This is a genomic window from Sphingomonas sp. 77B, assembly GCF_056497825.1.
This window is the reverse complement of sequence record NZ_JBWMBY010000001.1, coordinates 499,925-512,609: the sequence shown is the minus strand read 5'-3', so window position 1 is coordinate 512,609 and position 12,685 is coordinate 499,925. Positions and strand designations below refer to the sequence as shown.

General features: G+C 65.9%; 15 protein-coding genes. 5 read left to right on the top strand and 10 right to left on the bottom strand.

The annotated features are described in order from the left end of the window. Positions 1-25 precede the first annotated feature (25 nt). Complete coding sequence (locus AC1GI4_RS02425) at positions 26-928, bottom strand: hydrogen peroxide-inducible genes activator (RefSeq protein ID WP_294274962.1); 903 nt, start codon at positions 926-928, stop codon at positions 26-28. A 153-nt stretch (positions 929-1,081) separates the two neighbouring features. Between AC1GI4_RS02425 and AC1GI4_RS02420 the strand changes: the two genes are divergently transcribed. Further along, on the top strand, positions 1,082-1,627 hold the full coding sequence (locus AC1GI4_RS02420) for a peroxiredoxin (protein ID WP_042488670.1): 546 nt from the start codon (positions 1,082-1,084) through the stop codon (positions 1,625-1,627). 123 nt (positions 1,628-1,750) lie between these two features. Next, positions 1,751-2,272, top strand: a complete 522-nt coding sequence (ahpD, locus tag AC1GI4_RS02415) for an alkylhydroperoxidase, AhpD family (protein ID WP_479628406.1) — start codon at positions 1,751-1,753, stop codon at positions 2,270-2,272. A gap of 135 nt (positions 2,273-2,407) precedes the next feature. Here the strand turns inward: ahpD and AC1GI4_RS02410 are convergent, their stop codons facing one another. Beyond that, positions 2,408-3,172: a sulfite exporter TauE/SafE family protein gene (locus AC1GI4_RS02410; protein WP_294274964.1), complete on the bottom strand. Its 765-nt coding sequence runs from the start codon at positions 3,170-3,172 to the stop codon at positions 2,408-2,410. Positions 3,173-3,337: 165 nt separating this feature from the next. Here AC1GI4_RS02410 and epsC point away from each other — a divergent pair, with 165 nt between their 5' ends. Both epsC and AC1GI4_RS02400 read left to right on the top strand, forming a co-directional pair. Further along, positions 3,338-4,021 (top strand): serine O-acetyltransferase EpsC, encoded by a 684-nt coding sequence (gene epsC, locus AC1GI4_RS02405; protein WP_294274965.1) that lies wholly within the window; start codon positions 3,338-3,340, stop codon positions 4,019-4,021. After that, positions 4,021-4,353: a DUF2794 domain-containing protein gene (locus AC1GI4_RS02400; RefSeq protein ID WP_294274966.1), complete on the top strand. Its 333-nt coding sequence runs from the start codon at positions 4,021-4,023 to the stop codon at positions 4,351-4,353. The genes epsC and AC1GI4_RS02400 overlap by 1 nt, the downstream gene beginning before the upstream one ends. A gap of 73 nt (positions 4,354-4,426) precedes the next feature. Here AC1GI4_RS02400 and AC1GI4_RS02395 read toward each other — a convergent pair whose 3' ends face one another. The 8 genes from AC1GI4_RS02395 to AC1GI4_RS02360 form a co-directional block, all read right to left on the bottom strand. Next, positions 4,427-4,798 carry a hypothetical protein gene (locus AC1GI4_RS02395; protein ID WP_433910652.1) on the bottom strand — a complete coding sequence of 124 codons (372 nt, stop codon included), beginning with the start codon at positions 4,796-4,798 and terminating at the stop codon, positions 4,427-4,429. Positions 4,799-4,915: 117 nt separating this feature from the next. Then, positions 4,916-5,608 carry a phosphate regulon transcriptional regulator PhoB gene (gene phoB, locus AC1GI4_RS02390; RefSeq protein ID WP_294274968.1) on the bottom strand — a complete coding sequence of 231 codons (693 nt, stop codon included), beginning with the start codon at positions 5,606-5,608 and terminating at the stop codon, positions 4,916-4,918. Positions 5,609-5,621: 13 nt separating this feature from the next. Further along, on the bottom strand, positions 5,622-6,305 hold the full coding sequence (gene phoU / locus AC1GI4_RS02385) for a phosphate signaling complex protein PhoU (RefSeq protein ID WP_479628405.1): 684 nt from the start codon (positions 6,303-6,305) through the stop codon (positions 5,622-5,624). Positions 6,306-6,316: 11 nt separating this feature from the next. Continuing rightward, on the bottom strand, positions 6,317-7,078 hold the full coding sequence (pstB, locus tag AC1GI4_RS02380) for a phosphate ABC transporter ATP-binding protein PstB (protein ID WP_294274970.1): 762 nt from the start codon (positions 7,076-7,078) through the stop codon (positions 6,317-6,319). Next, positions 7,075-8,340: a phosphate ABC transporter permease PstA gene (gene pstA, locus AC1GI4_RS02375; protein ID WP_479628404.1), complete on the bottom strand. Its 1,266-nt coding sequence runs from the start codon at positions 8,338-8,340 to the stop codon at positions 7,075-7,077. The genes pstB and pstA overlap by 4 nt, the downstream gene beginning before the upstream one ends. After that, positions 8,333-9,709 carry a phosphate ABC transporter permease subunit PstC gene (gene pstC / locus AC1GI4_RS02370; RefSeq protein WP_479628403.1) on the bottom strand — a complete coding sequence of 459 codons (1,377 nt, stop codon included), beginning with the start codon at positions 9,707-9,709 and terminating at the stop codon, positions 8,333-8,335. The genes pstA and pstC overlap by 8 nt, the downstream gene beginning before the upstream one ends. Continuing rightward, positions 9,706-10,752 carry a substrate-binding domain-containing protein gene (locus AC1GI4_RS02365; RefSeq protein WP_479628402.1) on the bottom strand — a complete coding sequence of 349 codons (1,047 nt, stop codon included), beginning with the start codon at positions 10,750-10,752 and terminating at the stop codon, positions 9,706-9,708. Before AC1GI4_RS02365 ends, pstC begins: the two co-directional genes overlap by 4 nt. A gap of 72 nt (positions 10,753-10,824) precedes the next feature. Then, on the bottom strand, positions 10,825-12,069 hold the full coding sequence (locus tag AC1GI4_RS02360) for a sensor histidine kinase (RefSeq protein WP_479628401.1): 1,245 nt from the start codon (positions 12,067-12,069) through the stop codon (positions 10,825-10,827). Positions 12,070-12,209: 140 nt separating this feature from the next. Between AC1GI4_RS02360 and AC1GI4_RS02355 the strand changes: the two genes are divergently transcribed. Beyond that, positions 12,210-12,683 (top strand): hypothetical protein, encoded by a 474-nt coding sequence (locus AC1GI4_RS02355; protein WP_479628400.1) that lies wholly within the window; start codon positions 12,210-12,212, stop codon positions 12,681-12,683. Positions 12,684-12,685 lie beyond the last annotated feature (2 nt).

Genomic DNA, 12,685 nt, shown 5'->3' with positions numbered 1-12,685 from the left:
GAAGTTGGGACGAAATCGGAAGGGGTCAGGCCGCCTCGGCCAGAACTTGCGCGAGCAGGCGGAAATCCTTCTCGCGCGGGCTGGCGCGACGCCAGACGAGCGCGATCTTGCGCATCGCATTCTCGGCATCGAGCGGACGGGCGGTGATCTGGGTGTTGTCCAATATGCCGGAACGGAGTGCCATCTCCGGCAGCATCGTCATGCCCAGCCCGTTATCGACCATCTGCACGATCGTGTGGAGCGACGTGCCCAGCATGGTCGCCTCGGCGCGCAGTTCGGGCCGGTTGCAGGCGGCCAGCGCATGGTCCTTCAGGCAATGCCCGTCCTCGAGAAGCAGCAAGCGGGCTTCATCGATTGCCGACGCCGGAATGGCCGCGGGCGGCGTCAGGTCCTCGTCGGTCGGGAAGGCGACGAACAGCCGGTCGTCGAACAACGGCTCGGCCGTCACCTCTCCGCAGGCATAGGGAAGCGCGAGCAGCACGCAATCGGTGCGCCCATTATGCAGCCGCTCGCACGCCGGGCCGCTCGGCTCCTCGCGCAGGAATAGCTTCAGGTCGGGATAGTCGCGGCGCAGGCGCGGCAGGATGCGCGGCAGCATGAACGGCGCGATCGTCGGGATCACCGACATCCGCATTTCGCCGGACAAGGGTCGCCCGGCGGCGCGGGCCATGTCGCCCAGCTCGTCCGCCTCGCGCAGGACGCGGCGCGCCTTGTCGGCGATACGCTCGCCCAGCGGCGTGAAGCGCACGACCCGGCGGGTCCGCTCGACCAGCGTCACGCCGATCAGCGTCTCCAGTTCGCGCAGGCCCGCCGACAGGGTGGACTGGGTAACGAAACACGCATCGGCCGCCCGGCCGAAATGGCCATGGTCCTGCAAGGCCACTAGATATTGTAACTGTTTCAGGGTCGGTAGATAGGTCGCGGCCATTGATCGTCTCAGTCGATTGCGATGTGACAAATAGCTTGTTGGATCAAAGGCGCCAGTCCCCATATTCGTCGCGACAACGAATACAGGCGGACCACCGTCGACGTTGCGAGAGGATGGCTGAAGCCCGATTTTTCAGAATGGAGGCTCATTGCCATGTTGACCGTTGGAGACAAGCTCCCCGCATTCACCGTTCCCGTCCAGCAGGGCACCAACGCGCTCCCCGCCGGCGAGACGATCAGCGACACCTCCTATGAGGGCAAGTGGAAGGTCCTGTTCTACTGGCCCAAGGACTTCACGTTCGTGTGCCCGACCGAGATCGTCGGCTATTCCGAGCTGAAGGGTGATTTCGAGGACCGCGACGCCGTGCTGATCGGCGCGTCGACCGACACCGCGCATGTCCACCTGGCATGGCGCAAGTCGGACCCGGATCTGGCGGCGGCCGATTTCCCCTGGATCGCGGACAATGGCCGCGTCCTGGCCGACGCGCTGGGCATCGTCGACAAGAATGAGCATGTCGCCTACCGCGCGACGTTCATCATCGATCCCGACAATGTCATCCAGCACGTCACGATCAACGGCCTGAACGTCGGCCGCAACCCGGCCGAGACGCTGCGTGTCCTCGACGCGCTGCAGACCGACGAACTGTGCCCGTGCAACTGGAACAAGGGCGACGACGTCCTCCAGCTCGCGGCCGAGTAATCCTGTCGTCCGGGGGCGATGACGTCCCCGGACCTACCATTCCCGACGCCCCGGCGAGGGTTGCTGGTCCATGGCGGATCGGCGGCCCGGACTGGGGCGTCGTTTATCCGGAGCATACCCCCCATGTCTCTCAAGGAATTTGCCGGGCAGCTGCCCGATTTCGCCAAGGACATCCGCCTGAACGTCGGCTCGCTGCTGAACGTGCCGGTGCTGAACGATCAGCGCAAGTATGGCCTGCTACTCGCCTGCGCGCATGGTACCGGGCACAAGCCGCTGGTCGATGCTGCCGAGGCGGAATGCGCGCCCAAGCTGTCCCCCGAAGCCGCCAATGCGGCGCGCGCGGCGGCGGCGGTGATGGCGATGAACAACGTCTATTACCGCTTCACCCACCTGGCGGGGAACCAGGAATATCGCAACATGCCCGCCAAGCTGCGCATGAACGTGATCGGCGCACCGGGCATCGACAAGATCGATTTCGAGCTGTTCAGCCTGGCCGTGTCGGCGATCAACGGCTGCGGCATGTGCATCGACGCGCATGAGGCAGTGCTGAAAAAGGCCGGTGCCTCGGCCGAGATCATCCAGACGGCGGTTCGTATCGCGGCAGTCATGCAGGCCGTTGCGACCGTTCACTCGGCGATCGCGTAACAAACATCCTCCCCGGCACGGGGAGGGGGACCATGCGCAGCATGGTGGAGGGGGCTTGCGGCCAAGGACGTCCCTTGTGGAAGCCCCCCTCCGTCAGTCCTGCGGACTGCCACCTCCCCTTGCAGGGGAGGAACCTCAGCCTTTGATGGCCTGATACAGGCCCCAGAGACTGGTCAGCGTCAGGATGACCCCAACCAGCGTCAACAGCGTCCGCGCCGGAACCCGCTTCGCCAGCATGGCCCCGAACGGCGCCGCGAAGATGCCGCCGATCAGCAGCCCGACCGTCGCCATGGTGAAGGCGCCCCAGCCCAGTTGGGTAATGAAGGTCGCCGAGATGGTCGCAGTCAGGAAGAACTCGGCTGTATTGACCGTCCCGATCGTCGTGCGCGGCGCGGCGCCTTGCGCGAGCAGGTTGGACGTCACGACCGGCCCCCAGCCTCCGCCGCCCGCCGCATCGAGAAAACCGCCGATGAAGCCGAGCGGCTCGACCACCTTCGGCTCGCGCGTCGCCGCCTTGTGTCGCCAGGCGCGGATCAGCAGGTAGAGGCCGATGCCGGTCAGATAGGCGAGGATGAACGGCTTCACCACGGCCGCATCGATATTCGACAGGACATAGGCGCCCAGCGCCCCGCCGATCACGCCGGGGATCATCAGCCGCAGGAAAAGCCGCCAGTTGACGTTGCGATGGACCGCATGGCTGATTCCCGAAACGGCGGTCGTGAAGGTTTCGACACTATGCACCCCCGCCGAGGCTGCGGCGGGCGGTACGCCCAGGCTGATGAGCAGCGTGTTGGAGATCACCCCGAAGGCCATGCCCAGCGCGCCGTCGACGACTTGCGCGGCAAAGCCCACGGCGACGAACGGCAGAATGTGGATCAGTTCGCTGCTGGTCGGGTCCATCATGTCTCCTGTGCCTTGTGACCGACGGCCATGCCGCTTTGCAGGCAACGCTGCAACCGCGATAGAGTTTGCCTGTCCCCAAGCAAGGATCGCGCAATCGGGGGTCGATCTGGATTTCGGCCAAGCCTATGCCTAAATGCGCATATCGCACCTGGGGACATGCTCATGCCGAGCCGATTGGCCGCTTATCTTGATTCGATCCGGGCCCGTGACCCCGCACCGCATTCGCGGGCCGAGATCCTGCTGTATCCCGGCGTCTGGGCGCTGGCCGGGCATCGGGTTGCGCATCGGCTGTACAAGTCGCGAGCCTTCTTCCTGGCGCGACTGGTCAATCACTTCACGCGCTTCCTGACGGCGATCGACATCCACCCCGGCGCCACGATCGGGCGCAACTTCTTCATCGACCATGGCTTCGTCGTGATCGGCGAGACGGCCGAGATCGGCGACGATGTCACCATTTACCAGTGCGTGACGCTGGGCGGCACCAGTCCGGACAATGGGGTCGCCGGCAAGCGGCACCCGACCTTGATGGACGGGGCGATCGTCGGATCGGGCGCGCAGGTGCTGGGGCCGATTACGGTGGGTCCGCGCGCCCGTGTCGGCGCGAATGCCGTCGTGACGCGTGACGTGCCGGAAGGTGCGGTCATGGTCGGCATTCCGGCGCGTCCCACCATGGTCGAGGGCGGGGCGGCTCCCGAGCCGCGCTTCGTCCCCTATGGTACGCCCTGTTCCGAGATGTTTGATCCGCAGACCCAGAAGATTGAGATGCTCCGCTGTGAGCTTGAGACGATGCGGCGACGGCTGGACGCAGCGCTGGCCGAGCGGGGCGACGAGCGCGACCGCGCCTGATGGGGATCGTACCCTTTCCCAAGGTGGCGGGACAGGTAGGGTTCGAGCGCGCCGAGCTGACCCGCATCCTCGATCTTTATGGCCGAATGGTCGCGGCAGGCCATTGGCGCGACTATGCGATGGACATGGGGCGTGACGCGGCGATCTTCTCCGCCTTTCGCCGTGCGGCCGAACGGCCCGAGTTCCGGATCGAGAAACGCCCGGCGCTGCGCAACCGTCAGGGCATGTGGGCACTGATCGGCGAGGGCGGCGCGGTGTTGAAGCGCGGGCATGAATTGGGGCCGGTACTGGCCCCGGTCGAACGGCGGTTGATGAAACTGGTCGAGGAATAATCCTCACCCAACGAAAAAGCGCCGGTCCCCGTTATAGGAACCGACGCCATTTCACAGCCGGGTGATGGGCCGCTTACTTGCCGCCACGCTGACGGCACTGGTCGTACTGACCCTTTTTGCAGATCGGATAGCTCTTCAGCGGAGCCGGGGCCGGATAGGCCTGTTCGGGGCTCGGCGCCTGCTTGAAGACGATCGGCGCGCCTGGCTGCGGCGGGGCTGCCATCGGCGGCTGCGCAGGCTGATAGCCACCTGCCGTCATCGTGCCCGCGGTCGCCGCGGCATTGGCCTGCATCGAGCCCGAGGTGTCGGTCTGCGTCGTCGTCGTATCCGTCTGGGTCGAAGCGCCCGCCTGCATCCCCGCCTGCGCGGTGGTGTCGGTCTGGGTCTGCTGGGCCATGGCGGGCGCCGCCATCAGAGCGGTGGCGGCCAGAAAAACGAGCTTCATGCGAATCTCCTGTTCAGAAGCGCAAGTGTGTAAGCGCGTGGGGCAGAACGCCCGTCGCCGCACTTGGCTCCCTCGTTTCGCTTGCGACCCGATCCTGACCGCCTTTTCGGACGGGCGTCAGCCGCCCGCGTCGAGTGAATAGCCCGCCGAGCGAACCGTGCGGATGATGTCGGGCCGGTCGCCGATATTGATCGCCTTACGCAGGCGACGAATGTGCACGTCGACCGTCCGGCTTTCGATATCCGAGTCATGCCCCCACACCGCATCGAGCAGCCGCTCGCGCGAGAAGACCCAGCCGGGATGCTCCAGGAAATGCTTGAGCAGGCGGAATTCGGTCGGCCCGAGCGAGACGACCTCGCCCGCGCGGCGGACCTTGTGGCCGACCGTATCCATCTCGATATCGGCGTAGGTCAGCGCTTCGCCAGCCAGCGCCGGGCGGACGCGGCGCAGCACCGCGCCGACGCGGGCGACCAGTTCGCGCGGGGAGAAGGGCTTGGTGACATAATCGTCCGCGCCCGTCTCCAGCCCGCGCACCCGGTCCTCTTCCTCGCCGCGCGCGGTCAGCATGATGATCGGCACATTCGCGGTTTCGGCCGAGCGTCGCAGGCGACGGCAGACCTCGATCCCCGAAATTCCCTCGACCATCCAGTCGAGCAGGACGATGTCGGGCGTGCTTTCGCGTGCCAGCAGCAGCGCCTCCTCGCCGTCCGGGGTATGGGTGACCTCGAAATCCTCGCGCTTGAAATGGAAGACGAGCAGTTCCGCCAGCGCGGCATCGTCTTCGACCAGCAACATCTTTACGCGTGCCATGGTGCCTGTTCCCTCAAGAAGGCAAGGAGCCGCTGCGGTCACGCTCGCCCATTTGCGTGCCGGTGGCGGCGAAATAGACCATCTCCGCGACGTTGGTCGCATGGTCACCGATCCGTTCGAGATTCTTGGCGATGAACAGCAGGTGCGCGACCTGTCCGATCGTCTTGGGATTCTCGACCATGTGGGTGACGAGCGTGCGGAAGATGGAATCGTAGAAATCGTCGAGCGCATTGTCGCTGCCGCGGACCCGCACCGCCGCCTCGGCATCGCGCGCGGCAAAGGCGTCGAGCACGTCATGCACCATCGCCGAGGCGATCTTGGCCATGGCGGGGAGGATCGAGACGGGCTCGATCCGGTCCTCGCTCTCGATCATCGGTACGCGCTTGGCGATATTCTTGGCATAGTCGCCGATCCGCTCGACGACGCTGGCGATCTTGAGCGCGGCGACGACCTCGCGCAGGTCGTTGGCCATCGGCGCCCGGAGCGCGATGGTGCGCACCGCCAGCCGCTCGACCTCCGCCTCGATCAGGTCGATCGCCTTGTCGTCCTCGCGAACCTTGCGCGCCAGTTCCAGGTCGGAGCGTTGCAGCGCCTTGATGGCATTGGCGATCGCCTCCTCGGCCAATCCGCCCATCTGGCTGATGAGCCCGCGCAGGCGGCCGATGTCGTTGTCAAAGGCTTTTACGGTGTGGTCCATGATCCTCGTCCTCAGCCGTAACGGCCGGTAATATAGTCTTTTGTCCGCTCTTCCTTCGGGTTCGTGAAGATGTCGGACGTCTTGCCGTACTCGACGAGCGTGCCTAGGTGGAAAAAGGCGGTTCGCTGCGAGACGCGGGCGGCCTGCTGCATGTTGTGGGTGACGATCGCGATGGCGTAGCGGCCGCGCAGGTCGTGGATCAGCTCCTCGATCCGGGCGGTCGCGATCGGGTCGAGCGCGCTGCACGGCTCGTCCATCAGGATGACTTCGGGGTCGACCGCGATGGCGCGGGCGATGCACAGCCGCTGCTGCTGACCGCCGGACAGCGCGGTGCCGCTTTCCGACAGGCGGTCCTTGACCTCGTTCCACAGCCCCGCACGGGTCAGCGACCGTTCGACGATCGCGTCCATCTCGCTGCGGGAGGTCGCAAGGCCATGAATGCGCGGGCCATAGGCGACGTTTTCGTAGATCGACTTGGGGAAGGGGTTTGGCTTCTGGAACACCATGCCGACCCGGGCGCGGAGCTGCACCACGTCCATTTCGGGTGCATAGATATCCTGTCCGTCGAGGCGCACATCGCCCGACACCCGCGCCGAGGGGATGGTGTCGTTCATCCGGTTGAGCGTGCGCAGGAAGGTCGACTTGCCGCAGCCTGACGGGCCGATGAACGCGATGACGTGATCCATGTCGACATCGATCGAGATGTCATGGATCGCCTGCTTGTCGGCATAGGACACGCTGACGTTGCGCGCTGTTATCTTGGGGGTACTCACCAGCGTGTCTCGAACCGATTGCGGAGATAGATGGCCAGCCCGTTCATCGCGAGCAGGAAGACGAGCAGGACGATGATCGCGGCCGAGGTCTTCTCGATGAAGCCCCGGTCGACCTGATCCGACCAGAGGAAGATCTGTACCGGCAGCACGGTCGCCGGATCGGTCAACCCGCGTGGCGGCGCGGCGATGAAGGCGCGCATCCCGATCATCAGGAGCGGCGCGGTCTCGCCCAGTGCCCTCGCCATGCCGATGATAGTGCCGGTCATGATGCCGGGCAGGGCGAGCGGCAGGACGTGGTGGAAGATCACCTGCACCCGCGACGCCCCGACCGCCAGCGCCGCGTCGCGGATCGAGGGCGGCACCGCCTTGATCGCATTGCGCCCCGCGATGACGATGACCGGCATGGTCATCAGCGCCAACGTCAGGCCACCCACCAGCGGGGCCGAACGTGGCAGGCCGAAGGTGCCGAGGAACACCGCCAGCCCCAAAAGGCCGAAGATGATCGAGGGAACCGCCGCCAGATTGTTGATCGAGACCTCGATCATGTCGGTCCAGCGGTTCTTCGGTGCGATCTCCTCCAGATAGAGGGCAGCGAGCACGCCGACCGGGAAGGCGAGGGCGAGCGTGACGAGCATCGTCAACAGCGAGCCCTTGGCCGCGCCCCAGATGCCGACCCGCGTCGGATCGGTGGCATCGGCGTCGCGCAGGAAGCCCAGATCCCAGCCCGTCGACAACAGTCCGCGCCTTTCGAGCCGGGCCACGACCCGCTCGGCCTCCGGCGTGCCGATGCCCTTTGCTGCGACGTCGTAGCGGCTGGCAAGCGGGAGTTCGAACCGAACCGTGCGATGGAGCAGGCTCGGGTCCGCCTTGATCGCGTCGCGGACGATCATCCATGCGCCGGGCGAGAGCAGGTCGCTTCCCATTGGTCCGAAGGCGCTGGTCGCAGCGGTGTCGACCGCATTTTCCAGCCCGGCCCCGGCCAGCGCCAGATCGGCTCCGCGCCCCTTCAGTCGGGCCGTCTCGACGGGCAGGTCGGCGGCCGCGAGGTTGACCGGCATGGTCACGCGTGTCTCGGTAAAGCCGCGAAGCCCCTGCGCCAGCATGGTGATGAGCAGGAAGGCCAGGAACGCCGCCGACAGCGCAACGGCGGCCGCGCCGAGCCGTCTGAAACGACGCTCGGCGGCATAGCGCCGACGCAGGCGTCGCGCCATCGCCGGGCTGTTCCACCCGGCGGCCGAAGGCGGGGAAGGCGGTTTATTCATAGGTTTCCCGGTACCGCTTCACCACATTCAGTGCGACAATGTTCAGCAGCAGCGTGATGAGGAACAGGGTCAGGCCCAGCGCGAAGGCGGCCAGCGTCTTGGGGCTGTCGAACTCGGCCTCGCCGGTCAGCAGGTCTACGATCTGCCGGGTGACGGTGGTCGTGCTGGCGAAGGGATTGGCGGTCAGCGTCGCGACGCCGCTGGCCGCCATCACGACGATCATCGTCTCGCCGATCGCGCGGCTGACGGCGAGCAGCACGCCGCCCACGACGCCGGGCAGCGCGGCGGGCAGCAGGACGCGAGTGATCGTCTCGGAAGGTGTGGCACCCATCGCAAGGCTGCCGTCGCGCATCGAATTGGGGACGGCGGCCAGGCTGTCGTCGGCCATCGACGATACGAAGGGGATAATCATCACCCCCATGACCAGCCCGGCGGCCAGCGCGCTTTCCGACGAGGCCCAGTCGATGCCGATCGCGACCGCGAACTGGCGGACGGCGGGCGCGACGGTCAGCGCGGCGAAATAGCCGTAAACGACGGTCGGGATCCCTGCGAGTACCTCCAGCACCGGCTTCATGATCCGGCGGGCGCGAGGGGCGGCATATTGGGTCAAGTAGACGGCGCTCATCAGGCCGAAGGGGATGGCGACCGCCATGGCGATGACCGCCCCGATGAAGAAAGTGCCCCAGAACAGCGGCACCGCGCCCAGCGATGTGCCGGGATGGCGCGGGTCGATCGATTGGGGGCTCCAATGGGTGCCGAACAGGAAGTCGGTGATCGGCACGACCGAGAAGAACCTGGCCGCCTCATAGAGGAGCGAGGCGACGATCCCCGCCGTGGTCAAGATCGCGATCAACGATGCGCCCAGCAACAGGCCCAGCACCACCCGCTCGATCCGGGTGCGCGCCGAAAATTCGGGCCGGACACGCAGATAGGCATAGGCGCCCCCGGCCAGCGCCAGCAGCAGGACGACGGCGCTGGCGATCCAGTCGATCCGGGTCTGCGCCGCCTCATAGGCGGGGGCGAGGCTGCGCGAGAGCGTATGGAATGCACCCTGCGCCTGTCCCGCCGCCAGCGCGCGGGCCTCGGACAGGATTGCCGCCCGCTCGAACCCCGGCGGTGGCAATTGCACAGCGGCCGGGTCTTTCAGGACTATGTCGGTGACAAGGGCGGGGGAGGTCGCCGCCCAGACCGCAAGGAAGATCAGAGGTGGTACCGCGGTCCACAGCGCGACATACCAGCCATGGTGATGCGGCAGCGAGCTGGCACGCGTCCCCGCCCGACGACGAAAGCCGAGCGCGTGCATCCGCGTGGCCGCCCAGGCGATGATGCCCAGCCCGACCGTCAGGATGAGAAGGACGATACCGTTCATGATGGCAGGCTGGCCGGATCAAGCGGGATCTCACGGGCGATGATCGCTCGCGAACGGGCCTGAATCGAGACGGGCGAGGCGATCAGGCCCCGCCGGACCAATGGGCCGTCCTTGCCCCAGTTATCGGCATAGAGCCGCAGGAAAGCGCGCAGGCCTGGAATGGCGTCGAGATGCGCTTTCTTTACATAGACGTAGAGCGGGCGCGATCCCGGATAGCGATCGGCGGCGATGGCGTCATAGGTCGGCTGGACGCCGTTGATCGTCACTCCGTCGACGGTCTGGCGGTTTTCTTCCAGATAGGAATAGCCGAAGACCCCCAGTGCATCCGGGTTGGCCTGCAACTTCTGGACGATCAGATTGTCGTTCTCGCCCGCATCGATATAGGCCCCGTCCTCGCGAACGCGGGTGCAGAACAGGCGATGCGCGTCGACATCGCGGGCGGCCAGCGCGGCTGCCTCCGGCTCGACCGCGTCGCACCCCTTCATCAGGATCAGTTCGGCGAGTGCGTCGCGCGTACCGCTGGTTCCGGGCGGGCCGTAGACCTGGATCGGAACGGCGGGCAAGGATGGATTGACATCGGCCCAGGTGCGCGCGGTGTTGGGCTTGCCGCCCGGATGGGCCGCCAGCGCGCGATAGATGTCGACCGTGGTCAGCGCCATGTGCGGTCCACGTTTGGACTCGGCAAAGGCGATGCCATCGATCCCGATCTGGATTTCCAGCACGGCGCCAGCGCCATGCGCCGCGCAGTCGCGATATTCGCTGGCCTTCATCCGGCGCGAGGCATCTTCGAGGTCGGGATGCGCCGCGCCGATCCCGGCGCAGAATAGCTTCATGCCCGCGCCCGTGCCGGTCGACTCGATCACCGGCGCCTTGGCGTCGGGATCGGCCGCGACGAAACGTTCGGCGATGATGGTGGTGAAGGGGTAGACGGTCGACGAACCGACAGCCGTGATCTGCTCCCGCACGCCCGCGCCGCCGCCATTGGCCTGATCGTGGCAGGCCGCCAGCGCGAACATCGCGGCGAGAAGGCAGGGCAGACGCATCGAGATCCTTGGAAACACCGGAACAGGTGCGAACCGGCGCTGCCACGCTCGCCATACTCCCGTGTGACATTTTTATTGTGGTTTTGTGACAGGGCTCTCGGAAGCGATTTTTTCGGGTGATTTCAGCGCGGGCAATCGTACCGTCACGGTCGTGCCGACACCGACCTCGCTGGCGATGTCCAGCTTTCCGCGATGCCGCTCGACGATATGCTTGACGATGGCAAGGCCCAGGCCCGTACCGCCGATGCTCCGGCTGCGCCCCGAATCGACGCGGTAGAAGCGTTCGGTCAGGCGGGGCAGATGGCTGGCGGCGATGCCTTCGCCGCGGTCGGCGACGCTCAGACGCACCATGGCGCCGTCGCGGTCCAGCCTGACGCGCACCGGCGTCTTGGCCTTGCCGTACTTCATCGCGTTGCCGATCAGATTGTGCAGCATCTGAGACAATTGCGCCCGGTCGCCCGCGATCGGCGAAAGCTCCTCGGTCAGCTCGCATGTAATATCGTCGGCACGCGGTGAACCGGAATCGAGAAATTCTTCCCAGACGTGATCGACCAGTTCGGCCATGTCGACGGGCTGGGCAGGCTGTCTGTATTTGTCGGCCTCGATCCGGCTGAGCGAGATGAGATCCTCGACCAGACGCTGCATCCGTCGCGCTTCGTCGAACATGACCTTCAGAAAACGCGCGCGGATTTCCGTGTCTTCGCCCGCTTCGTCGCCCAGCGTTTCGATAAATCCCAGGATCGAGGCGAGCGGGGTCCGCAGTTCATGGCTGGCATTGGCGACGAAATCGACGCGCATCCGCTCGGCGGCGTCGTGCGCGGTCTGGTCGATCAGGTGGACGATACGCTGGCCGCTCGTCGTATCGGCGACCCGCATTTCCCAACGCTGTTCGAGCGAACCCAACCCGACCAGCGAAATGGGGTGATCCGGATCGGTCACGCCTTCCCTGGACAGCAGGCGTTCGGCCGCCGCCGGGTGGCGGATGGCGATACGAGCATCCTCGCCCACGATATGCTTGCCCAGCAATCCGCGCGCCGATCGATTGGCGAGGATGACCCGGCCGCCCTCGATCAGAAGGACGGGTTCGACGATTGCATCCAGCGCTTCCTCCAGCAGGGGTGAAAGGCCGGTCGTGCCGTCCTCTGTGGGGGCATCGTCTTCTGTTTCGTCAGGCACGCCCTCGCTGGCGACCAGCGCCGCGGCGATCCCGCCGACCAGCGCGATGATCGCTGGCGCAGGTCCCGCCGTCAGGAAGACGACGGCGGCGGCCACCACGACCACCACGATGGCCCACAAGGTACGAATGCCGAATCCCATGACGTGCCGATGTAGCGGGGCACACGCGTCGTGTCTCCATTTCTGCATCCTCATCCCGCCGCTGGCCATCTTGCGTCATTTCACTTCCAGTTTTGGGAAGCCGTTGGCCATGCAGATGTTCTTGTAGCGCGGCGACGAATATGGGAGATCGATTCGTCATGGACGAAATGCCCACCGAACCTGGCCCTGCGCCCGAGGAATCGGCGACCGCCCCCGCTTCCAGCGTGACCAGCCGCCGGATGCTGATGCTCGGCGCCGTCGGGGCCAGCACGGTCATCGCCGTTCGTCCGGCACTCGCCCAGGCCACGGCATCGGTCCTGACCTGCCAAATTCCGGTGCCCGATCCGGGCAATGCCGGTAAGTATATCGACAGGAACGGCAATGTCGTGAACCCTGGACCATTGGGGCCGCTCGGCGCGCTGTTCGGGGGGCCGTATCCGCCGCCATCCCGCCCGTTCACCGGCGAGGAGGTGCGCGCGGCCCTCACCAAGGGCGTATACCTGCCCGGCACGACCTATTATTCCAACGACGCCTATCTGAAATATATCCGGAAGCTGAGCGGCGGTCAGGCTGGCTATACCTGCTTCGTATCCATTCAGAATCCTACGGGCTGACC

Coding starts and splice junctions, on each gene's coding strand:
- AC1GI4_RS02425 (WP_294274962.1), bottom strand. CDS start 928: ATGGCCGCGACCTATCTACCGACCCTGAAACAGTTACAATATCTAGTG.
- AC1GI4_RS02420 (WP_042488670.1), top strand. CDS start 1,082: ATGTTGACCGTTGGAGACAAGCTCCCCGCATTCACCGTTCCCGTCCAG.
- ahpD (WP_479628406.1), top strand. CDS start 1,751: ATGTCTCTCAAGGAATTTGCCGGGCAGCTGCCCGATTTCGCCAAGGAC.
- AC1GI4_RS02410 (WP_294274964.1), bottom strand. CDS start 3,172: ATGGACCCGACCAGCAGCGAACTGATCCACATTCTGCCGTTCGTCGCC.
- epsC (WP_294274965.1), top strand. CDS start 3,338: ATGCCGAGCCGATTGGCCGCTTATCTTGATTCGATCCGGGCCCGTGAC.
- AC1GI4_RS02400 (WP_294274966.1), top strand. CDS start 4,021: ATGGGGATCGTACCCTTTCCCAAGGTGGCGGGACAGGTAGGGTTCGAG.
- AC1GI4_RS02395 (WP_433910652.1), bottom strand. CDS start 4,798: ATGAAGCTCGTTTTTCTGGCCGCCACCGCTCTGATGGCGGCGCCCGCC.
- phoB (WP_294274968.1), bottom strand. CDS start 5,608: ATGGCACGCGTAAAGATGTTGCTGGTCGAAGACGATGCCGCGCTGGCG.
- phoU (WP_479628405.1), bottom strand. CDS start 6,305: ATGGACCACACCGTAAAAGCCTTTGACAACGACATCGGCCGCCTGCGC.
- pstA (WP_479628404.1), bottom strand. CDS start 8,340: ATGAATAAACCGCCTTCCCCGCCTTCGGCCGCCGGGTGGAACAGCCCG.
- pstC (WP_479628403.1), bottom strand. CDS start 9,709: ATGAACGGTATCGTCCTTCTCATCCTGACGGTCGGGCTGGGCATCATC.
- AC1GI4_RS02365 (WP_479628402.1), bottom strand. CDS start 10,752: ATGCGTCTGCCCTGCCTTCTCGCCGCGATGTTCGCGCTGGCGGCCTGC.
- AC1GI4_RS02360 (WP_479628401.1), bottom strand. CDS start 12,069: ATGGGATTCGGCATTCGTACCTTGTGGGCCATCGTGGTGGTCGTGGTG.
- AC1GI4_RS02355 (WP_479628400.1), top strand. CDS start 12,210: ATGGGAGATCGATTCGTCATGGACGAAATGCCCACCGAACCTGGCCCT.